18 protein-coding genes, 1 tRNA gene and 1 pseudogene are annotated in these 19551 nt (G+C 61.1%); 11 read left to right on the forward strand and 9 right to left on the reverse strand.

Going from position 1 to position 19551, the window contains the following annotated elements:
• Nucleotides 1-22: 22 nt before the first annotated feature.
• Nucleotides 23-1063: a cytochrome c oxidase subunit II gene (coxB, locus tag B0G74_RS34870; protein WP_132380784.1), complete on the reverse strand. Its 1041-nt coding sequence runs from the start codon at nt 1061-1063 to the stop codon at nt 23-25.
• Between the two features lie 361 nt (nt 1064-1424).
• Here coxB and B0G74_RS46285 point away from each other — a divergent pair, with 361 nt between their 5' ends.
• Nucleotides 1425-1724, forward strand: coding sequence for a hypothetical protein (locus B0G74_RS46285; RefSeq protein WP_207915754.1), 300 nt, complete (start codon nt 1425-1427; stop codon nt 1722-1724).
• A gap of 737 nt (nt 1725-2461) precedes the next feature.
• Here B0G74_RS46285 and B0G74_RS34885 read toward each other — a convergent pair.
• Nucleotides 2462-3793 carry a sugar ABC transporter substrate-binding protein gene (locus tag B0G74_RS34885; protein WP_132381330.1) on the reverse strand — a complete coding sequence of 444 codons (1332 nt, stop codon included), beginning with the start codon at nt 3791-3793 and terminating at the stop codon, nt 2462-2464.
• A 1139-nt stretch (nt 3794-4932) separates the two neighbouring features.
• Between B0G74_RS34885 and B0G74_RS34890 the strand changes: the two genes are divergently transcribed.
• From B0G74_RS34890 to B0G74_RS45985, 3 genes are all read left to right on the forward strand, one after another.
• The gene (locus B0G74_RS34890) at nt 4933-5697 is read left to right on the forward strand and encodes a Crp/Fnr family transcriptional regulator (RefSeq protein WP_132380786.1); all 765 of its coding nucleotides are present in this window, start codon (nt 4933-4935) and stop codon (nt 5695-5697) included.
• A gap of 54 nt (nt 5698-5751) precedes the next feature.
• Nucleotides 5752-6882, forward strand: coding sequence for a sensor histidine kinase (locus B0G74_RS34895; RefSeq protein ID WP_132380788.1), 1131 nt, complete (start codon nt 5752-5754; stop codon nt 6880-6882).
• A gap of 419 nt (nt 6883-7301) precedes the next feature.
• The gene (locus tag B0G74_RS45985) at nt 7302-7706 is read left to right on the forward strand and encodes a hypothetical protein (protein ID WP_165923989.1); all 405 of its coding nucleotides are present in this window, start codon (nt 7302-7304) and stop codon (nt 7704-7706) included.
• Between the two features lie 93 nt (nt 7707-7799).
• Here the strand turns inward: B0G74_RS45985 and phaZ are convergent, their stop codons facing one another.
• A complete protein-coding gene (gene phaZ / locus B0G74_RS34905; protein WP_132380790.1) occupies nt 7800-9035 on the reverse strand; it encodes a polyhydroxyalkanoate depolymerase in 1236 nt (411 codons plus the stop codon).
• A 508-nt stretch (nt 9036-9543) separates the two neighbouring features.
• Between phaZ and B0G74_RS34910 the strand changes: the two genes are divergently transcribed.
• Nucleotides 9544-10509: a lyase gene (locus tag B0G74_RS34910; RefSeq protein WP_243658489.1), complete on the forward strand. Its 966-nt coding sequence runs from the start codon at nt 9544-9546 to the stop codon at nt 10507-10509.
• Between the two features lie 85 nt (nt 10510-10594).
• On the opposite strand, the gene B0G74_RS46290 is transcribed toward B0G74_RS34910, so the two are convergent.
• The 5 genes from B0G74_RS46290 to B0G74_RS34935 form a co-directional block, all read right to left on the reverse strand.
• Complete coding sequence (locus B0G74_RS46290; protein ID WP_207915755.1) at nt 10595-10942, reverse strand: hypothetical protein; 348 nt, start codon at nt 10940-10942, stop codon at nt 10595-10597.
• Between the two features lie 186 nt (nt 10943-11128).
• Nucleotides 11129-11201: transfer RNA gene (locus B0G74_RS34920), tRNA-Lys, on the reverse strand.
• Nucleotides 11202-11250: 49 nt separating this feature from the next.
• The gene (locus tag B0G74_RS34925; protein WP_132381334.1) at nt 11251-11814 is read right to left on the reverse strand and encodes an Hsp20/alpha crystallin family protein; all 564 of its coding nucleotides are present in this window, start codon (nt 11812-11814) and stop codon (nt 11251-11253) included.
• 134 nt (nt 11815-11948) lie between these two features.
• Nucleotides 11949-12356: an Hsp20/alpha crystallin family protein gene (locus B0G74_RS34930; RefSeq protein ID WP_132380792.1), complete on the reverse strand. Its 408-nt coding sequence runs from the start codon at nt 12354-12356 to the stop codon at nt 11949-11951.
• 24 nt (nt 12357-12380) lie between these two features.
• Nucleotides 12381-12833: an Hsp20/alpha crystallin family protein gene (locus B0G74_RS34935; protein WP_132380509.1), complete on the reverse strand. Its 453-nt coding sequence runs from the start codon at nt 12831-12833 to the stop codon at nt 12381-12383.
• A 241-nt stretch (nt 12834-13074) separates the two neighbouring features.
• On the opposite strand from B0G74_RS34935, the gene B0G74_RS34940 reads away from it, so the two are divergent.
• The 5 genes from B0G74_RS34940 (at nt 13075) to B0G74_RS34960 (ending at nt 16178) form a co-directional block, all read left to right on the forward strand.
• Entirely contained in the window at nt 13075-13458 is a 384-nt protein-coding gene (locus B0G74_RS34940) for a hypothetical protein (RefSeq protein WP_132380794.1), read from the forward strand.
• 905 nt (nt 13459-14363) lie between these two features.
• Complete coding sequence (locus B0G74_RS34945) at nt 14364-14672, forward strand: hypothetical protein (protein ID WP_132380796.1); 309 nt, start codon at nt 14364-14366, stop codon at nt 14670-14672.
• 423 nt (nt 14673-15095) lie between these two features.
• Entirely contained in the window at nt 15096-15392 is a 297-nt protein-coding gene (locus B0G74_RS34950) for a CsbD family protein (RefSeq protein ID WP_132380798.1), read from the forward strand.
• A 106-nt stretch (nt 15393-15498) separates the two neighbouring features.
• The gene (locus B0G74_RS34955; RefSeq protein ID WP_132380319.1) at nt 15499-15873 is read left to right on the forward strand and encodes a phage holin family protein; all 375 of its coding nucleotides are present in this window, start codon (nt 15499-15501) and stop codon (nt 15871-15873) included.
• Nucleotides 15870-16178 (forward strand): hypothetical protein, encoded by a 309-nt coding sequence (locus B0G74_RS34960; protein WP_243658455.1) that lies wholly within the window; start codon nt 15870-15872, stop codon nt 16176-16178. Before B0G74_RS34955 ends, B0G74_RS34960 begins: the two co-directional genes overlap by 4 nt.
• A gap of 588 nt (nt 16179-16766) precedes the next feature.
• Here the strand turns inward: B0G74_RS34960 and B0G74_RS34965 are convergent.
• A pseudogene (locus B0G74_RS34965) lies at nt 16767-17054 on the reverse strand (formate dehydrogenase); the annotation flags it as partial.
• A gap of 149 nt (nt 17055-17203) precedes the next feature.
• On the opposite strand from B0G74_RS34965, the gene B0G74_RS34970 reads away from it, so the two are divergent.
• Nucleotides 17204-19354, forward strand: a complete 2151-nt coding sequence (locus B0G74_RS34970) for an ATP-binding protein (protein ID WP_132380802.1) — start codon at nt 17204-17206, stop codon at nt 19352-19354.
• The last annotated feature ends 197 nt before the right edge of the window (nt 19355-19551 follow it).

The raw sequence follows: 19551 nt of genomic DNA on the forward strand, positions 1-19551 counted from the left end.
CTCCTTGATTGCCGGCCAGAATTCAATGCAGCGTGGCCAGATAGGCCGATAGCGCGGCGGCATCGTTGGCACTCAGTGCGATGCTCGGCATCAATGCCTCGGGCTTGATCGCCTGCGCGTGCTCAATCCAGTCGAGCACGTGATCCGGTGTATTGGTCACCTCGCCCGCCGCGATCATGCGACGCGAGTTCAGATGCGTGAGATCGGGCGCCTGCAGGCCGTCCGCGTCCGTGCCGCGAATCGTGTGGCAGCCCGCGCAGCGCTCGGCGAACAGATGGCGGCCCGCGGCAACGCTGCTGTCATTCGCGGACGCCGCCGCTTGTCCTTGCGCGTCGCGCCAGACGTTGAAATCCGCCGGGCTCTGCGCGACCACTTCGAAAGCCATGTGCGCATGTTGAGCGCCGCAGAACTGCGAGCATTGCCCGCGATAGATACCGGCGCGATCGGCCTGGATCCATTGCTCGTTGGTTTGGCCGGGGATCGTCTGGGTTTTGCCTGCAAGTTGCGGCACCCAGAAAGCGTGCACGACGTCCGCGCTTTTCAACGCTATCTTCACGGGCTCGCCGACGGGAATGTGGATCTCGTTGGCCGTGCTGAAGTTGCGCGCCGGACTGGGATCGTCGGCGTAGTCGACTTTCCACCACCAGTCGTAAGCGGTCACGGTGATCGTCAGTTGAGGATGAGTCGCCGGCGTTGCAACCGACTCCAGTGTGATGAGGATATAGACCAGCATCGCCAGCAAGGCCGCCGACGACACGCCCGTGCCGATGTAAATCCAGCGCATGCCGCCGACTTCGGCATTGAGCGAATCGCTTGCCGCGGCGGGACGCTTGCGAACGATCGCGGCGATCAGCAAACCTGCAATGACGACTGATACCGTGATCGAAATACCCGCCAGTGCCCAGCCTAAGCGCATGGTCGGAGCGGCGGCGGGTCCCGCGGCGTGGAGGAAATAGTTGAGCGGCGCAACAGAACTGGCTTGAGCGGTAGTGGCTGCCGCAGCTAGCGCAATGAAATGGGTGCCGACGAAAGCGCGCTGGACAAGTGCTGTCGTCAATCGCATCCATGCCTCCTCATGGCCTCCGGCGACGGCCCCAAAGTCGAAATACCGCGCGCAGATCCGCGCTGTGACAAGGACGCCTCAGCAAATATCGGACCACACCGCGACGCCGGTCGTCGACCCTGGCTGGTACGGTCAAGGCTTGATGAGCCACGGCGTGTTGTAAAAAAGGCATGTTATTTGCTCCGACCATTATCGTTTGGTCGCCGAAGGGTTAATCGCCTTGGCGCTCGTTCGTGACGGCGTCTGCCCGATGCCGAAACAGGGCCTTGCGGACTTGCCCCCAGGAGGAGCATGAGCAAACACGACCGGATGATTCCATGGTTGGCTTTCTGAATCCCAATAGCCTTGTGTGGAGGTGATCATGAAATGCGGATATCTTGGATGGATCATTGATGCAACCCCGGAATTCTCCCTTGGGAAGTTCTTCGCACATGCGCGGCTGGTCCGCGTTTCCGCAGACGAGGACGTTGACGGCGAAATGCACATCGAGCGCAATCTTTCCTGGTTCGATACGGAGGAAGAGGCGATCGAGGTTGCCCAGCAATGGGCGTTTGTATGGATCTGCGATCGCGACGGCAGCTTTGCTGGCAGGCAGTTCCAATCGCCGACAAACCAAAAGGGCACGTCGGCCCAAACTCCGGCCGGACGAAGCGCTGGCTAAGTCATGTCGACGAACGTTCGTCGTGTAACCTGCGACTTGTCAGGACCCGATCAATCCTGGCTCCTCCACTCATCGCGTGTAAGTGCCGCTCATAAAACACGCGGCCCATTACGCAGGCCGCCGCGCGGCATCGTGATAAGCGAACGACAGATAAAGCGCGAACTCCGGACATAACTTTCGATGACACGTCCGTATATGGCCCGATCCCGGTCTAACACAGTGGTTTTGCCGTTGCCGCCCCGCCCAATGGCTGCGCAAGGCGGCAGCCGACCCCGGAACTGCCGGTCGAGCAGTCGGAGTTGCAAGGGCCGGCATTCTGAGTGGAACGGTCATTCCATACGCCACTCGATTTCTTTTACTTTACTTATCGCCGCTCGCAAATAGACCGACGGACGCTCTTTCCGTCTTTCTCGCTACTCACGGTCATTGGGGATATTCGATGCACCGAAAAATCACGCAGAGGGAGGTCGCACAGGTGGATAGGCCCGGTATGCTATGCCCGCCTCCACGCACCGCCAGGAGGGCATTGCTCTGGGCTGCCGAGTCGATGGCCCTTCGAACATCATCGACACTCTCCGCCTGCAATATGGCGGCGGGCCTGCTGTCGACAAGGCCATTCCACACCCGCCGCGCATTGTCGTAGTCTGGATGGTCACGACCGATCACCGGTCCTCGACATCCAGACGAAACGAGCTTGCTGAGCAAGCTTCCATGCATGGCGTCGAGAGCTCCTGGGCTCACTTCTGATAACCCGCCTGCTTCACAGCGCGATCGGCGGCGGCGTTGCCCGCCTTCAGCGCTGCGTCCACACTGGTTTGCCCAGCAACGACGCCCGCAATCGCTTGCCCCACCACAGTCCCGAAGGACGGGAACTCGGGGATGCCTACGAATTGAATTCCGCTGTACGGCACCTTCCTGAGCGATGAGTCGTTCGGGTCGGCCGATTCGATCGCTCTCAACACAAATTCTCCGAAAGGAGCGGCCTGCCTGTACTCGGGACGTGCAAAAGTCGACTTCCTGCCCGGAGGAACAGATCCCCAACCTTCGTCCTTTCCAACCATCTCGGTGTACTGTTTCGACGTTGCCCAAGTAACAAATTTTTTCGCGGCATCCTGCGACTTCGAAGTCTTGGGGATCGCGAGCGACCACGACCACAGCCAATGCGATCCCTTCGGCGTTACCGCAACCGGTGCTGCAGCGAAGCCAATCTTGTCCGCCACTTTCGACTGCGACTTGTTGTAGAGCGTGCCCGCGGCAGCCGTCGAATCGATCCACATTGCGCACTTCCCGGACGACATCAGCGTCAGGTTCTCGTTGAAGCCGTTCGAGCTCGCTCCGGGCGGCCCCTCGTTCTTCAAGAGGTCTGCATAGAAGCTGATCGCCTTGTGCCACTCCGGCGTATCAACCTGCGCTTTCCAGTTCTCATCAAACCAGCGTCCACCGTAAGTGTTCACCACTGTCGACACGTATGCCATGTTTTCACCCCAACCTGCCTTCCCGCGCAAACAGATGCCATACTGACCCTTGGCCTTATCGGTGAGCGTGACGGCAAATTGCTTGATCTGCTCGTAGGTCGGCTGATCCGGCATATTGAGCCCAGCAGCCTGAAACAAATCCTTCCGATAAAACGTCATCGAACTCTCGACATAGAACGGCAATGCATAGAGTTGCCCATCGTAGGAAAGGCCGTCGCGCGCGGTCTTTACCACGTCGTCGAGATCGTAGTCGACAGGCAGATTGGTCATCGGCATCAGCCAGCCGCGCTTGCCCCACAGCGGCGTTTCGTACGTGCCAATTGCAACCACGTCGAACTGGCCGCTGTTAGTGGTGATATCGGTCGTCGCGCGCTGACGAAGCACGTTTTCCTCAAGGATCACCCAATTCAGCTTGATATCCCGGTTCGCGTTCTCGAAGCTCGCGGAAAGCTTCTTGAGTTCCAGCATGGCCGGGCTGTTAAAAGTAGCGATGGTGACATCTGCCGCGCTGGTAACTTGTGCCGCGCAAATCGAAAGGCCAGCAAGCGCAACCTTGCAAATCGGCTCGCGACGCGCTGAGTTTTTCATCTTCATGATGAGTCTCCGATCGCTTTCGTCCGTGGCAGCGTTTGATTCCTCGGAGATCGCAGCGGAGGCGGACGATGCTGTAAGGACTGCGACGACCGGCGTGCAGGCAATGTCGATTCGGCGCTCGGACCAGATTGAGTTCATGATGTTTGCCTCTTACCCTCGGACCAAGCGCTGTACACATACGAAGCGTGGTATCTCGAGCGGTCTTCGTTTCTCGAAGGCGGAGAAGTGATCAGCTTGCCCGGCGTCGAACACTCGTTATGAGCAAACCTGTGCCCGGGTGGCCGGCTCCGCAAGTAAGCGTGTAAGGGTCTCCGTGGGCCGGCTTACCTCAAGCGCCTTCCGAATGAGCGCCGACTACCGAGTGCCAAAGCAATGAGCACGCTTCACGCGACCCGTAGTCTTGTCGACGGGTGTTGCTGCGCCAGAGCGCCGGAATGCGCATGACGGGCCGTCGAGCCGATCGCCGCACGGTGCTGCGTCGCGTTCGGCTCTTACCGCTGCTCATGTTCTGCCCGTCAGGCGGAGCAACCAACGAAACGCTCGTGCCTTGAACATGGACACATCCAACTTCTGCCTGAGGTCGTCAACGGGACGTGGCGTATGTAATTTTCCAATGGATGCGGCTTCTGACCGCGAAACCCCACGTACCCTGATTGTATATTCTCGACAGGAAAACGTAAGGAAAACAGTGCCGGCTAAGTGTAAAACGCTTAGAGACTCGGAAGAGCTACTCGCTGCGCGCCTTTCATGAAAATCGCCTAGTCTCCCCCCTTTAGCGAACGGCTGAGCATTCTGCAGCCCAGTTCGCCCGCTCATCCGGCAACAATCGGCCTATTCAGTCACTTGACCAGGCATCGCAAATGTCCGTTTCCTGACCGGCAAGGGACGTTCGTCGAAAAAGTGCATGGCCTTATTTTTGACCGCCGTACGGCGGTTCACCCGGCACCATTCGCCGTTCAAAGCGATCGACGCGGGACGAACGGCTGCATATTTCACTCGTTGAAAAGGCAATCTCAAATTGAATCACCGGGCGGAGAGCCTGGAACGCTACCGTACAGACATACCGTCTGAGTCGTGACACGTTGACGTGTACCAGGCACATCCGCCATAGCGAGCCTAGGTGCCAGGAAGCGGAAAACATGACGAACGAACATCGTGCCAATGAAAATCATCTGCTCAGGGTGCTGCCCGACGCAGAATGGGCGCGCCTGGTAGTGCACCTGATCCTGGTCGATGTGCCAATGGCACAGGTTATCTATGAGTCTGGCGAGAGCGTGAAGAATGTCTATTTTCCGACGACCTCAGTTGTATCGATGCTGCACCTGATGCATGACGGAACGCCTGCAGAAATTGCGATCGTGGGTAACGAAGGGCTCGTTGGGATCGCGCTTTTCATGGGCGGAGAGACGATGCCGAACATTGCGATTGTGCAAAGCGCCGGTCAGGCGTATCGGCTGGACGCCCGGATTCTGAAGGAGGAATTTGACCGGGCTGGCCTGGTGCAGCGGTTGTTGCTTCGCTATACCCAGGCATTGATCACGCAGATGGCCCAGACGGTCGTTTGCAACCAGTATCACTCGATGGACCAGCAGATGTGCAGATGGCTGCTGCTCAGCCTCGACCGCCTACCGCTGAACGAACAGAAGATGACGGCTGCACGGATTGCGAACATGCTTGGGGTTCCAGGCGCGGCCGTGATCGAAGCGGCAATGAGGCTGCAAGATGCCGGGCTGGTACGATGCACCGGTAATCATGTTGAGGTGCTGGATCGGCCGGGCCTCGAAAAGCGTGCGTGCGAGTGTTATGGCGTGGTGAAACGGGAGTTCGCCCGACTGTTGCCTGATGTACAGGGCGACATGAAGGTCCGGCCAGGTTCGGTCAGTTCGTCCCTGATTTGCGCGTAACATCGGTATGCTGGTTGGACCTCGACATGCCGTTTACGCTTTGGAGACGCCTACATGCGACTTGCCGACTTTATCTCGCAAAGCATGGAGCCAATTCTTGCGCAGTGGGAAGCGTTCGCCGCCACGCTCCTGCCTGCGGCGGCGAACATGGAATCGTCGGGGTTGCGCGATCACGCGGAGCAGATCCTGCAGGCCGTGGCAAAGGACTTACGGACTTCGCAAACCAGGGAAGCCCAACGGGAAAAATCAATGGGGCGAGGTCCTGCCCTGATCGATGCGACCGAAACAGCCGCGCAAACGCATGCCCTTCTGAGGGCCCGGGCCGGCTTCAGTATCAATCAGCTCGCGGCCGAATACCGCGCACTGCGAGCCAGTGTGCTTCGCTTGTGGATGGATGATTGCGCGCCGGAAGTGCCGGATCTCGACGACGTCATCCGCTTCAATGAAGCGATCGATCAGGCACTCGCGGAGTCGGTCACGTTCTTCAGTACGCAGGCGGAGCAGAACCGCAACCTCCTGCTTGGCATGCTGGGTCACGACATGCGCAATCCCCTCCAGGCAATTCAGGTCACTGCGTCGTACCTGGCCGCGCTCAATGCTGGGGAGCGAGTATCCGGAGCCGCCTCCCGTCTGATACGAAGCGGCGCCCGGATGCAGGCGTTGCTTGATGACCTGACTGATTTCAACCGTACCAAGCTGGGCCTGGGCATCAATGTGACGCCCGCAAGCGTCAATCTGGCAGATGTGCTTGCCGACGAACTGGACCAGTTGCGCGCAGTTCACCCCGACAGGCAGATTGAGTTGCAAGTGAAAGGCGATTCGCAGGGGCTCTGGGACGGCCGGCGTCTGCAGCAATTGCTTGGAAATCTTGTAACGAATGCCATCAAGTACGGGGCGCAGGACGCCCCCGTACGCGTGACGGTGACGGGTGATGTAACACATGTCCATATCGAGGTCAGCAATTGCGGGCCGGCTATCGACGGCACTATGCTGGTACGCATCTTCGATCCCCTGACGCGGGGGACGGACCTTAAGGGCGCATACGAGCAGACGGGTAGCCTGGGACTGGGTTTGTATATCGCAAGCGAAATCGCCAAAGCCCATCACGGTGCGATTGAAGCGCGGTCCGATGAGACGGAGACCTTGTTTTCTGTATCACTTCCGCGTGCTGACGTGTCCTCCTGACGCCCCGGCGCAAGGACGCAGAGTGACGATTTCAGCGTCGGCTGTCCCGGACAGCGGCATCGTGCAAAGCCGTCATTCACGTGTCGAATCCCAATGACGCCTTGGGGTCGAACTGGGCCGTTCAAAGTAACTTTGCCGAGCCTTCCGTGGGTATCGAGGCCGGTGCCTGCTCAGCCTTGGGCTGGACCAGATAGGTGCCGCAAGATCACTTAGTACGTTCCCGAAGAGTCTTCTCGAGGGCAACAATGCGACGTTCAAGAGAGCGCGACAGGGCTGCAGAAACGCCCACCAGCCTGCGTCGCGCTTCATCACAATCGCACTGTGAATACAGCAGTCGACCGTCCACGCGAAGGGTTTTTAACGATTCCATCTGGACGACGACCGCAAGAGCCCACTTTGGCCCGTTTAACGATTCCGGCATGAACTTCTCCGCGCAGGTTCTCATAATAATGCTGTCGGGGCGAAGTCTTACCGTCAACGCCAGCCGCAGGACAAAAAAAGCCGCAGACAGCGCTGCGGCGAACAAACACACACGCCGAACGTTGGGAACGCTGACGTGTGAACCAGAGCCGGCCGCAAATCCAGCTCAGGGCGAAGCCGACAATTTCGCCATCATCCTCGGCCAGCCACACTCCGCGTGGATCGTCTCGAAGGCAGAACGCCTGGAAATCCGAAGGCCGCGACGTGGCGATCGGCCCGAAACCGTGGCGGACGGTCAGGTTGTTGATGCTGCGGGCAACCAGTTCTTCGGCGCGTGCCAGTTCGTCAGCGCTTGCAGGTCAGACAACCAGCGGCATGGGCACCTCCCGTGCGACAACCTCTAGATGTGCAGCAAAAGGCCACGGTAGAGCCAAGCGCGCAATCAATGGCTACGCCCGGAGGGCCGAGATTCGCCCTTGCCCATAAGGACACCTCAGTCAGCGCATCGACCTCCAGAACCGGACCACGGCGGGGTGAATCACCTCGCGCCACCTCGGGCCGGTGAACAGGTCATAGTGGTCACAATCCGGTATCGTCACGCGGCAGCGCTTCGATACCGGGACCGCACTGCACAGCGTGTGAGCGGCATGCGTCTGGCCCGCGCCGGCAATGTCGTCGCGGTCGCCCTCGACTGTACAAAGCGCCGTACCTGCGAGATCCTGCGGCTGAATACAGCGGCCGCCGACGCGCCATGTCCCACGGGCAAGCTGCTGCTCCTGAAAGATCACGCGAATCGTGTCGAGCATATAATCTTCGGCCATGTCGAGAACCGCCGCATATTCGTTCAGTGCACGCAGGCTGGCCGCAATGGCCTTCGCATCGACTGAGAGGCGGCTTGACCAGTAGCGCAATTCGAGTGCCAACTGGCGGTGTGGTTGCGCGGCGACAATCGCCGCATGCTGGATGAAGCCCGGACAGACCCGGCGGCCGGAACCGGCATAGCCGGGCGGAACGGTGTCGATCACCGTGTCGCGGAACCAGTCGAGGCTGTGGCTTTGCGCCAGCCGGTCGACGGCGGTCGGATTGAGCCGCGCATCGATCGGGCCGCCCATCAGCGTCAGGCTGAGCGGCGGCGCTTCTCCTTCCCTCGCCAGCAACGACGCAGCCGCGAGGGTCGGCGCGGTGGCCTGGCAGAGGGCGATGACGTGCGTATGCGCGCAGCCCACTTTTAGCAGAAAGCGTTCGACCGCGAGCACATAGTCGTCGAGTCCGAAAGGGCCCGCAGCGAGCGGTACGTCCCGTGCGTTGGCCCAGTCGGTGACGTACACATCGCCGTCCTGCAGCAGCGTTTCGACCGTTTCGCGCAGCATGACCGCGTGGTGTCCCGCGAGTGGCGCGCAGAGAAAGATGTCCGGTGGCTTCGCGCGTTTTTGACCGCGCCTGGGTGCAACGGGCGAGTGTGCGCGCGCGAATTGTCGCAGCGCGCAAAACGGCGTGCTGTCTACCACCTGTTCGACAACCGGTACCGACCGGGTGCCCATCGTCACCGCCTCGATGCCGAACGGCGGTGCTTCGAGGGTCGGTCGAACCAGCCGGCACAGCCAGTCATAGCCAGCAGCGGCGACGGGCACGCAGGGCATCGACGGCGACAGCCAGGCATCGCATCCGGGCATTGCCCAGTCGCTGAGCGACTGCATCAGGGCACGCTGCTCTTCAAGCCACGAATACCACATGCTGTCTCCTGCCCGCGTGCCCGCGACTCGTTCCGTCTTCCATCAAGGCAGGAGCGTGGTCGGAAAAACGGGAGTGAAATGCGTCCAACGGCAATCAATACGCCGCGAGAAATGTAGACCTGCCGCGAGAAACACGCCGTCGCGTCCTCTACCTTGCGCTAAAGACCAGCATATGTGTGCTGCTCCGGGAAAGAAATTGCGGCGTAACGCGTGCGCCCGCGACGCGCTGCCCGCGCAGGGGCAGCACCCATCGCTCGACGCGACATGTATCGCGCTCGGCAAACCGGCTCCGAAGCGGCAATCCTCGAGAATGAGCGGGCAAGTGTCTGTGAAAGAGTCGGCGCAGCGACAGCTACAGATAAGTGCAACAATAAAAATGCCGTCGGCGCCTTTTGAAACTCATCCATGTGACATGGAGGCGAACATGCTGGAGATAGCGGGGGATCGCTTCTTGGCAGTGGTAAGCAGGATTCTCGAATCCCGGCTGACCCCCTGTCTTGTGTCGGCCATGGCAAGCGCCGCGCTCACCGTCTGTTCGGTGCAGGCGCAGGTACGACCGCCGTCGTTCGAGACTTTCGCCGTCCCGCCCGGTAGTGCGCCACATGACGTCGCACCGACGCCCGACGGCGCTGTGTGGTACACCGCGCAGGCGCAGGGCGCGGTCGGTCGGCTGGACCCGCGTAGCGGCAGGATCGGCAGGATTCCGCTTGGCGATGGGTCGGCACCCCACGGGGTGATCATCGGTCCCGATCGCGCGGCATGGATCACCGACGGCGGCCAGAACGCGATCGTGCGCGTCGATCCGAAGACGTTTGCCGTCACGCGTTTTCCATTGCCCAAGGACCGGCCGGCCGCCAATCTGAATACTGCGGTGTTCGACAAGCAAGGGCATCTGTGGTTTACCGGCCAAAGCGGCGTCTATGGCGAGCTCGATCCGAAGCGCGCCAGCATGCGCGTCTTCGATGCGCCGCGCGGGCACGGCCCCTACGGCATCTGTGTGACTCCGGACGGCAGCCTGTATTTCGCGTCACTAGCGGGAAGTTATCTCGGCCGCATCGATCCCGGAAGCGGCGCAACGCAGGTCATCGATCCGCCGACGCCGGATCAGGGTGCGCGGCGTGTATGGTCCGATTCCAAAGGGCGTGTCTGGGTCAGCGAGTGGAACGCAGGAAAAGTCGGCGTATTCGATCCAGCGACGCGTCGATGGCGCGAATGGCGCCTGCCTGGCGACGATCCCCATGCATACGCGATATTCGTAGACGACCAGGACATCGTCTGGCTCAGTGAATGGAGCGCCAACGCGCTAGTGCGCTTCGACCCACGCACTACGCGGTTCGACGTGTTTGCGCTGCCGCGTCCGCACGCGAACGTACGTCAAATGATGGGCCGCCCAGGAGAAGTCTGGCTGTCCGAGTCCGGCACTGATCATCTGTTGCGCTACCGCTCCCGCGCAGCAGATGCCAGCGGGAACTGACGACGCACTGTCCACGAATGTCATCCACTGTACAGGAGAGCCTATGAGCGACAACTCTGGACGAAAAGTCGTGCCTGGCGGTGAATCAACGGGGCTGTTTGATGCCCGCCTCGGGCGTAACGACGAATGTGCTGTGCGGCACTGCGCCGTGTAGCCGGATCGAATTCGCTTCTGGGCCGACAACCTTGTCATCCCCGCCGGCAAAAATACTGACCGGCATCTTCAGATCAGAATAGTGAGCACATAAATTTGCCGCGGCCCGGATCATGAATGCGGAATCCTCGGCCACGGCCCGCTCCTGTACGGGTCGGAGCAGCATCTCACGAGGAATGACATCGAAGAAGCCGGCTGGCATGGGTGCCGGAGCGAACATCGCTTCCACGCTGCGCTTCAGCAAGAGGCGACCGGCCAGCGGCGAAATGGTGTAACGCAAGACTTCCCCCAGCACCGGAAGTGCCGCCGCCGCAGCGAGCGCGACGTCGCGCGCGCAGTCGGATAGTAGTAACGGAGACCAGCACGAGCCCGCGCACGTCAGCGGCGGCGCCGACCGCCATGCCAAATGCGACGAGCGTGCCCCACGAACGTCCCAACACGACGGGTTGCTCTATGCCTATCAGGGTAGGCCGTACTGGATTCGAACCAGTGACCAACGGATTAAAAGTCCGCTGCTCTACCAGCTGAGCTAACGACCCGAGCTACTCCCATTCATTCACCTCGCAAGCGCCGCATCGCCGCGCAACGCTAGCCTATTTCGATCGTGCGGCTCGCCGATCGCGGCGGTTCCTGTTTCGGCACGGTCAACGTAAGCACGCCCTTGTCAAACTTTGCGAGCGCGTGGTCGGGGTCGGCGTTCTCCGGCATCGGGATCGTGCGCGTGAAGGCCCCATATGCGCGTTCAAGTCGATAGCAGCCGTCTTCCTCACCGTGCACATCCTGCTTTTTCTCGCCGCGCAACACCATCGCTCCATCCTCGACGCTGACGGTCAGATCCTCCCTTTCCATGCCCGGCAACTCGACAGTCACGCGCAGGACCTTCCCTTCGTCGACGACGTCGATGCGCGGCTGGAAACGCGATGAGCTGAAGTCGCCAAACCATCGTTCTAGCGCCCCGCGGGCTGCAAACGGATCGTGAAAGAAATCCTCCATCGCACGCCACGGGTCGCGGGAGAAAAGCCGCTGGATATCTGGCCATCCGGCACGCCATGGTTCGCTGGCCGGCGGACTTTGCGGACCGTCCGCATCGGGCTTGCGCGCTGAGCCGCGGAGAAATTTGAAAGGATTCCATTTTTTGGGGTCGGTGTTCATCTGCTGCTCCTCAATGATCTGACAGGAGAGCGAGACCATGACGATCTGCATCCGGCGCCTCCACGAACCGGGCGGTGGCGACCTCGCAGCCGCCACCGGGTTTTCTCCTGTCATCGTTGCCGGTCTTTGCGGGCTCAGTTCGTCTGCACCTCGATCCGGCGCGGCCGTGCTTCGTCGCGACGCGGAATCGTCAGCTTCAGCACGCCGTCCTGCAGGTTCGCATCGATCTTCGATGTGTCGAAATCCGGGCTCAGCGAGAACGCGCGCGCGAAATGCGGTTCACGGATCTCGGCGTGCTGCAGCCGCAGACCGGCGGGTGTGGGCACGACCGCTTCCGCTTCGATATAAAGATTGCCGTCGTGCACCTTCACGTCGAGTTTGTCCTTGGTGACGCCTGGAAGGTCCGCCCACAGCGTGATGCCCTGGCTGTCCTCAAACACATCCACCGCTGGTGTGAACGTCCTCCGACGTGCTGACTGGTCGCCCTCGCGTCGTGCTACTGTTTTCTGGTCGCGTTCAGCAACCTGTGTCCTGTCGTTCATGGCCTGCTCCTCGAATAACTGGCATTACTGCACGGTGATGGCCCGCGGCTTGGACGCTTCGCGCTTGCCGACGGTGATCGACAGGCAGCCGTTGGTGTAGCGGGCCTGCACCCTGTCGGGGTCAGCGTTCTGCGGCAGCTCGATCACGCGTCGGAAAATGCCGGTGAAACGCTCCTGCGCATAGGTGCGGGTGTCGTCGCGGGTGTCGTCATCGGTCCCGGCCCGGGCAGGCTTGCGCTCACCGCTGATCGTCAGCAGGCCCTTGTCGATCGACACGTCGAGGTCGGCCAGCGTGAGGCCCGGCGCGAACGCGACGATTTCGATCGAGTCGTCGGTCGTACCGATGTTCACCTGCGGAAAGGCCCCGAAGCGGCCCGAGCGGATGCTGGACGGAAAGCCGCCGAACAGGCTGTCCATCTGCCGTTGCAGACGGTCAAACTCACTGAACAGGTCGGTTCCGGAAAAGAGATCACTCATCGTATCCTCCTTCGATGCAGCGAGGAGGCGAACGGGCCTACGCGCTCCAGTCCGCCTGCCAGGCCGCTGGCAAACAAATCGAAACACGCAGCGCACCGGATGTGACCGGCGCGTCTGCCTGAGCGAAATCAAAGATAGAACCTACGGCGAAAATTTCAAGCGGCGGTGGTGAATTCCTGTCTTGAAAATTGCCTGCCAAATAATATTATCGCGGTGCATTGCAACGGAACCGGAGGACACCATGGAATTCGATTCGGACTGGCTCACGCTTGGCAGACATCGCGTCCGGCTGCGCTCGACCAGAGGCTTTCCGACGGAATTGATGCGTAGCGTGGCGGAGGTCGTGCGCCTCGCGATCGACAACAACATGAGCGCCCGCGCGCGGCTGGTCGAGATCGTCTTCCAGCAGGACCACGCATACGAGATCGCCGTTGGCACGACCCTGGCGGAAGACAGCGTTTGTGCGCCGCAACTCGAAGCGGCGCTCGCGCTGGTGCTCGGCCTGCTGCCAGAGCAGGTGAACATCATCGTGACGACAGTAAGTCAGGAGGAAGTCGACCTGCACTTCGGCGTGTATGAACGCATGCTAGCCGAGAAACTGGGCGTGGTGCCGCCAATCCAGTGATCGTCGGGCGATTGATTGTGCTGTGCCGCCGGGCCAGCCTCCCGCCACGGGTCGACGGTCAAGGGACGCGTCATCTGTCCGCATTCCGACACCCGTTTACGCCGACGGCGGACTTCGTGTTTCCGGTCTACTGACGGCAGTCGCGGGACCTTCTGGACCGCGACGCACGAAGGCCGCGCGGACGACGTCCCCCGACAGGGCGCGAGGCGTCGTGCTCAGCCCGCCAATGCTGAAATGCTGTCAATGCAGAGTAAGTTGTAGTTCGCATTCCACCCGGTGCGAGCACGATCCTGCCTACTCTGATCCGAGGATGCCCTGCCGACCGCACACGTCAAAATTTTAGCGATTGCGCCAGCTGCTGCAGCGCGCGGCTCCGAAGGCCGCTTGGCCCGGCAGAACCGTTTGCAACCGCGAGTCAAAACCGGGCTGCGACGGAATCAGGGGATCGCGTTACACCCATGAGTAGGCGCCCGGCTCTCAGAGCAGGAGCTCTCGCGTACGCGGGGCGAATTGCCTCGCATGGCAGACACTGCCGAACGGGTTATCGCATGAGTTGTGCCTCTTGCCGGCAGAACAGCGCGAGGTTCAGGGGCTGGCCGAACGGATGGGATCTGTGGGAGCCGCGAGGCCGCGTTGCGGATCGGGTCCGGCGACTTGGCCACCGGGTCCAATGTCGAACCCTACGGCCATCCCGGGTATCCCCCACGTGTCGTTCCCCTCGTGTGTGTTTTGCACACTCTGATGGAACCCGGGAGACAGATGCCCAACGCTCCGCGCGTGCCTCAGTCGGTTTGCGCAGCGATAACTATGGCCCAACGGGCGGAGGGCGCTCCCGATCAAGCGGGCGCGAGTTGTTCCGCGGCCCGATTCATGCGGCGCGTGATGTGAACAGGCAGGAGGCCATCATGAAAACCCGGATCTTCACCTATGTCGAATGCCCGTGCGGACATCGCGGAGCCCTGATCGAAACGATAGAAACGGGCGTTTTTCCGGCCGGTCAGCATAGGACCTGGCTGCGCAAGTTGACCCGCGCCGGGACGTACGACGGAGGAGATGTGCTATTTGCGAAAATGAAGCCCGGGTGTCCGGCCTGCGGCCGGAGTGTGGGTCCTGACGATGTCGTCGGACGTAGCGAACTGCAGGGAACGGGCGAGGTGCTGCGGACAAAAAGTGAGTCGGGGCCACTGGAGGCAACGCCCGCGGTCAGTTGGTGACGGGCGGCAATCCGACAACCAGGGGGCACTGCAAGAGGCACTTTGCCGGCGCGAAGGCATTCCCGGAAATCACGAAGGAGACAGTGGCGCCTCTCGGTCCGCTCGACTTCCCGGTTCCGCCGCGCGTCAATCCGCTGATCCGGCTATACGCGTTTCATGGCGTTGCTTCGAAGCTAATTCCGCTGTACGACTGGACCAGCACCTTGCGTCACACCAAACGAAATGACATTGCCCCTGAATACGGCGAGCGTCCGCCGGTGTTGTTCGCGTGTCAACGAGAGGTCGAGTTGGGCCCAGCCCTTGCTCACCTTTTGGCACGCCCATCGCGATATCGGTTCTGCGCCAAGCAGAAAGGGCGGTTCGTGGTCTCTCATGACGCAATTTCCCCGTGCGGTCCGGCCGCAATCACTTGAGGAGCAGACAATGGAAACGACGAAAGCAGAAGGAACGCTACGGGAGGTTGCTGGCGACGTTCAGCAAGCCGCCGGGGATCTGCTGGGCAGTGCCGGCGCACAGGTTAGCGGAACAGCGAAAGAGTTGAGCGGCAAAGCTCAGCAACTCTATGCCGATTTTGTGGATGTCGTACGCGAGTCCACGGTGGAGCGGCCGTTCGCGGCGCTGGCAATTGCCGCTGGCGTGGGCTTCATCGTTGGAGCGTTGCGCGCAGCGAATCGCTCAAGGCCCGATAACGGCCGAAGCGACTCGATAGACCGGGAGTAAGGCTACTCGCGTCTTGCCCTCGACGCGGCCTGAAAGGTGTAGACGGCAAACACCTGGCGGGCCGCCCCGGCGTTTCCGCAACAAGCCAGTCCCGAGGAGTCCCGCAATGTCCATGCGTTCGAAAATCACGAAGTGGCGAAACGTCGGCAGATTCTGCGTCGAGCGAGCCACGGATTATGGTGAGCTCCTCGGCGTCGAACTTGAGGAGACCAGGAAATGTCTGGTCCGCGAGTTGAGCGCACTTGTTGCCCTGGCCGTCGCCGGTCTGTTCACACTTTCGTTTGTGTGCATTGCGATCATCGCGACGGCGTGGCGTACGCCTTACTTCCTTCCGGTGGTCTGGGGCGTTGCCGTGATGTGGCTGGTTGTTTCCGTTGTCTCTCTGCTCTTCGTCCGCGCCCAGAAACCCGGACGTTCGCTTCATCTTCTGCAGGGGGAGCTCCGGAGCGATCTCGACACGTTGAAGGAGGCGCTAAAATGAACCGGGTACCGACCAATAGTGAAGCCGAGACCGCAATCCTGCTGCGCATGGCGGAATCACGCACAGCACTGCTAGCGGCGAATAGCACTCCACCATCGGTCCCGGCCGTACTCGGACAGACGCGGCCTCCTGCGGTCGGCCTGATCGCCTCGCTGGCCGACGCACCGCGCGTCACGCTGCTACTGGCGTTGTGCGTCGGCACCATCGTCCTCGGACCTCGCCGGACAGTCGGAATTGCCGGCCGCTCGGGGATCGCCGCGTGGCTAGGAGGAACCGTGCGGAAAGCGGTTCTCAAGTCCGTGTGAGTCGCCTGCCAGGGAAAGCACGGCGAGGTCGATTCAGATGGGTCAAACCTTCGAACCTCCGCGACTGCTATCGCGACCGCTGCTACCGCTTGGCGCGTCGAGAAATCCTCGCGCTGCGAAGTTGCGCATGGTGCGTGCTCGGCGAGCATGAGCATCGCAGCTGGAACTGCTCGGGTATGTCTTTTACGCGCCGCTTGTTTGGATTAGGGAGGCGTGCAGCGTTTATCGCGTTTAATCTAGGTTCAGGCGCTTGCGTTGCTCGAAACTGGCCGCGAACGCATCGCCGCGACGGCTGTCAGGGCGACTTGCCAGCCGTCCCCGGAGGACTCCGAACCCATTGCCGTCGCGTCTTCCGGATATCTGGCTCAGACCGGTACCGCAGTTCCGAAGGTTCCGACGACGAGCGCTTCGTACGCGTTATGCGCGCCTGATGCGGCCGTGTCTGACACGCCCTTGGCGTGCGGGTCATTCTGAGGCATGCGCGTCGGCGATTTCGTTGTGCTCGAACCCTTGTAGAGATCGTGCCCGTCGTCCCGCCGGTTCAGTAAGGCGCCCAGCTTCCTCCAGTTCATGGTCGTGCGACTTTTAAAGCTCACTCACAGGATGGATGTCGAACAAATCGAGTGTCACCCGTTTCGCCGTGGTATCCCACGCAGTCGCTTTCACGCCGCTCTCGCAGAACTCGAAGAGGTGCGGGTCGCCCGGTTTCGCCCATGAACAACAGACGCACATGAAGCCGGCCGTTCGTTCTGCGCGCAGCAGCACGGTGCTGTCCTTCAACGCGACTTTCTCCTGCGAAAAAATTCTTGCCACCGCCTTCGATCCCCAGCCGCCGCAAGAGTAGGGACACGCGCCGTTCATTCTTTCCTTGTCCATGGAATGTTCTTTGGCCGCCGACGAATTCTGCTTTCTCTAGCAAGCCGCATTCCTCAATGGGTTCTCTTCTGCGCTCAATCGACCCCATCGCAGGAACGATTTTCGCTGGTTACGCGCAAGGATTCAGTTTCTGTTGACGGAGATCTGAAGTGAGTACAGTTGACCGCGAAGCTGTTCTCGTTCACCAACAGGCCGTGCTGGCGAAGTTCGGCGAACTGGCGCTTCGCTCAGACGATCTTGACGAAATATTGACCGAAGCCTGTCGTCTGGTCGGCGAGGCGTTGAGGACCGACATGGCGAAGGTCATGGAGTTGCAGGACGACGGCACGACTCTGCTCGTGCGGGCCGGCGTCGGCTGGCCACCCGGAGTGGTCGGACATGCAACGGCCAAAGCGGAGTCCGGCTCGTCGGAAGGCTATGCGCTGCAAACGGGCGAACCGGCCGTCTCCCGCGACATCGCCACGGAAAAGCGCTTTCGCTATCCACAGTTCATCGTCGATGCGGGCGTGAAGGCGCTGGTCAATGTTGTCATTCTCGGCGGAAAAGGCCGGTGCCCCTACGGCATCCTCCAGGTGGACAGCCTTGAGCCTCGAGATTTTTCCCGCCCCGACACCGAGTTTCTGCGCTCCTATGCCAACCTGCTCGCCGCCGCCGTCGAACGGTTGCGCATCGCCGCGGAAACGCGACGGCACGCGATCTCGCTGCGCGAAAGCGAAGAACGCTACCGCACGCTGGCTACGCAAATACCGCAACTGGTATTCACTTCAAGCAGTTCGGGAGAGCGCACTTGGGGCAGTCCCCAATGGGTCGAATACAGCGGCATTCCCGAAAAAGACAGCTTGGGGCTCGGGTGGCTGGCAGCCATTCATCCGGACGACCGTCCGGCGACCATGGCAGCGTGGGCGGCATGCGAGACCACGGGCGAGTTTTCCGTGGAGCATCGGATTCGCCGGGCCGTCGACCAGACTTACCGCTGGTTCCAGAGCCGCGCCACACCGGTGCGCGCCGAGGGCCGGATTGTCGGCTGGCTTGGCACGTCTACCGACGTAGAAGATCAGGCACGCGTTCGCAAGGCACTGGAACGCAGCGGCGAAGAACTCGAAGCGCGCGTACTAGAGCGAACAGCGGAGTTGCAGGCGGCGCTCGACACGTTGCATCGCGAAAGCCGCGAGCGCTCACGCGCGGAGGAACGCCTGCGTCATAGCGAAAAACTGAAAGCGATCGGGCAGCTCACGGGTGGCATTGCTCACGACTTCAACAACATGCTGCAGGCGATTATTGGTTGTCTCAGCATGATCCGCGTACGCCTGCAGCAAGGACGGCCGACCGAGGTTATGGGTCTCGTGGAGCGCGCCGAGCGAGGCGCCGTGCGAGCGGCCGCGTTGACGCACAGGCTGCTGGCGTTCGGGCGCCAGCAAACCCTCGAGCCGCGGCTCGTGAGCCTCGACACCATTGCACGCGATATGGAGGACATGATCCGCCGCGCCGTGGGTGCAAGCATCAATGTCGAATTGAATTTGTCGGACGGCAAATGGCTGGCGATGTGCGATCCGAGCCAGATGGAAAGCGCGTTGCTGAATCTGTGTGTTAACGCGCGCGACGCCATGCCAAATGGCGGCTGGCTCACCATCAGTACTACCGAAATGGTGCTGGCTGAAGCCGAACTCTCCTTGTTCGAGGATGCGCAGCCCGGGCGTTACTGCTGCATCGCGGTGTCCGATACCGGCGTGGGCATGTCGCCGGAGGTACTTAGCAAGGCCTTCGAACCGTTCTTTACGACTAAGCCGGCGGGGCAAGGTGTCGGTCTCGGTCTGAGTCAGATCTACGGTTACGTGAGACAGTCGGGCGGCATCGTGCAGGTGGACACCGTGCCAGGCAAGGGCACCACAGTGCGTCTATGCATGCCGGCCCCCGCTGAACGGGACGACAATGAAGTAAGCGGCCGAGACACCGGCAAAACTATCATGCTGGTCGAGGACGAGGAGATCGTGAGGGAGGTGACCGCCGAGCAGCTGCGCGAACAGGGCTATCGCGTGCTTGAAGCGGACAGCGGCCCAGCCGCGCTGCGGCTCCTTAATGCAGGCGCTCGTTTCGACCTTCTGATCAGCGACGTCGCGTTGCCCGGCGGCATGAATGGCCGAGAGGTGGCCGATGCCATCAAGGCCCGCTACGCTGATATTCCCGTTATCCTGGTGACGGGCTACGCGCCTGGCGATGCGTTGTCCGATATGGAGGTCATTCGCAAGCCCTTTCCTCCGGAAGTGCTCGCGGAGCACGTGCGCGCCAAGTTCGAAGACTGACGAGCTATGTGCGAATCGGTACAAATCGGACGGTGCAAATTACACGCGTACAGATCGCAAATTCGCCAGGGGCCGGACCCCCGCTGTCGAAGAGCCTTTGCATCTGCTTGAGCTTTTCCGGATCGCGGGCCGCGAGATCGTCGGCTTCGCTGAAGTCCTTGCCCACGCGGCAATCCAGCCATCGTGATAGATCGCGC

This window comes from Paraburkholderia sp. BL9I2N2 (assembly GCF_004339745.1).
Taxonomy (GTDB): Bacteria; Pseudomonadota; Gammaproteobacteria; order Burkholderiales; family Burkholderiaceae; genus Paraburkholderia.

Coding starts and splice junctions, on each gene's coding strand:
- B0G74_RS34945 (WP_132380796.1), top strand. CDS start 14,364: ATGAAAACCCGGATCTTCACCTATGTCGAATGCCCGTGCGGACATCGC.
- B0G74_RS34955 (WP_132380319.1), top strand. CDS start 15,499: ATGTCCATGCGTTCGAAAATCACGAAGTGGCGAAACGTCGGCAGATTC.
- B0G74_RS34930 (WP_132380792.1), bottom strand. CDS start 12,356: ATGAACGACAGGACACAGGTTGCTGAACGCGACCAGAAAACAGTAGCA.
- B0G74_RS34890 (WP_132380786.1), top strand. CDS start 4,933: ATGACGAACGAACATCGTGCCAATGAAAATCATCTGCTCAGGGTGCTG.
- B0G74_RS46285 (WP_207915754.1), top strand. CDS start 1,425: ATGAAATGCGGATATCTTGGATGGATCATTGATGCAACCCCGGAATTC.
- B0G74_RS34910 (WP_243658489.1), top strand. CDS start 9,544: ATGGCAAGCGCCGCGCTCACCGTCTGTTCGGTGCAGGCGCAGGTACGA.
- B0G74_RS34925 (WP_132381334.1), bottom strand. CDS start 11,814: ATGAACACCGACCCCAAAAAATGGAATCCTTTCAAATTTCTCCGCGGC.
- B0G74_RS34935 (WP_132380509.1), bottom strand. CDS start 12,833: ATGAGTGATCTCTTTTCCGGAACCGACCTGTTCAGTGAGTTTGACCGT.
- B0G74_RS34950 (WP_132380798.1), top strand. CDS start 15,096: ATGGAAACGACGAAAGCAGAAGGAACGCTACGGGAGGTTGCTGGCGAC.
- B0G74_RS34940 (WP_132380794.1), top strand. CDS start 13,075: ATGGAATTCGATTCGGACTGGCTCACGCTTGGCAGACATCGCGTCCGG.
- coxB (WP_132380784.1), bottom strand. CDS start 1,063: ATGCGATTGACGACAGCACTTGTCCAGCGCGCTTTCGTCGGCACCCAT.
- B0G74_RS34895 (WP_132380788.1), top strand. CDS start 5,752: ATGCGACTTGCCGACTTTATCTCGCAAAGCATGGAGCCAATTCTTGCG.
- B0G74_RS34885 (WP_132381330.1), bottom strand. CDS start 3,793: ATGAAGATGAAAAACTCAGCGCGTCGCGAGCCGATTTGCAAGGTTGCG.
- B0G74_RS45985 (WP_165923989.1), top strand. CDS start 7,302: ATGAACTTCTCCGCGCAGGTTCTCATAATAATGCTGTCGGGGCGAAGT.
- phaZ (WP_132380790.1), bottom strand. CDS start 9,035: ATGTGGTATTCGTGGCTTGAAGAGCAGCGTGCCCTGATGCAGTCGCTC.
- B0G74_RS34960 (WP_243658455.1), top strand. CDS start 15,870: ATGAACCGGGTACCGACCAATAGTGAAGCCGAGACCGCAATCCTGCTG.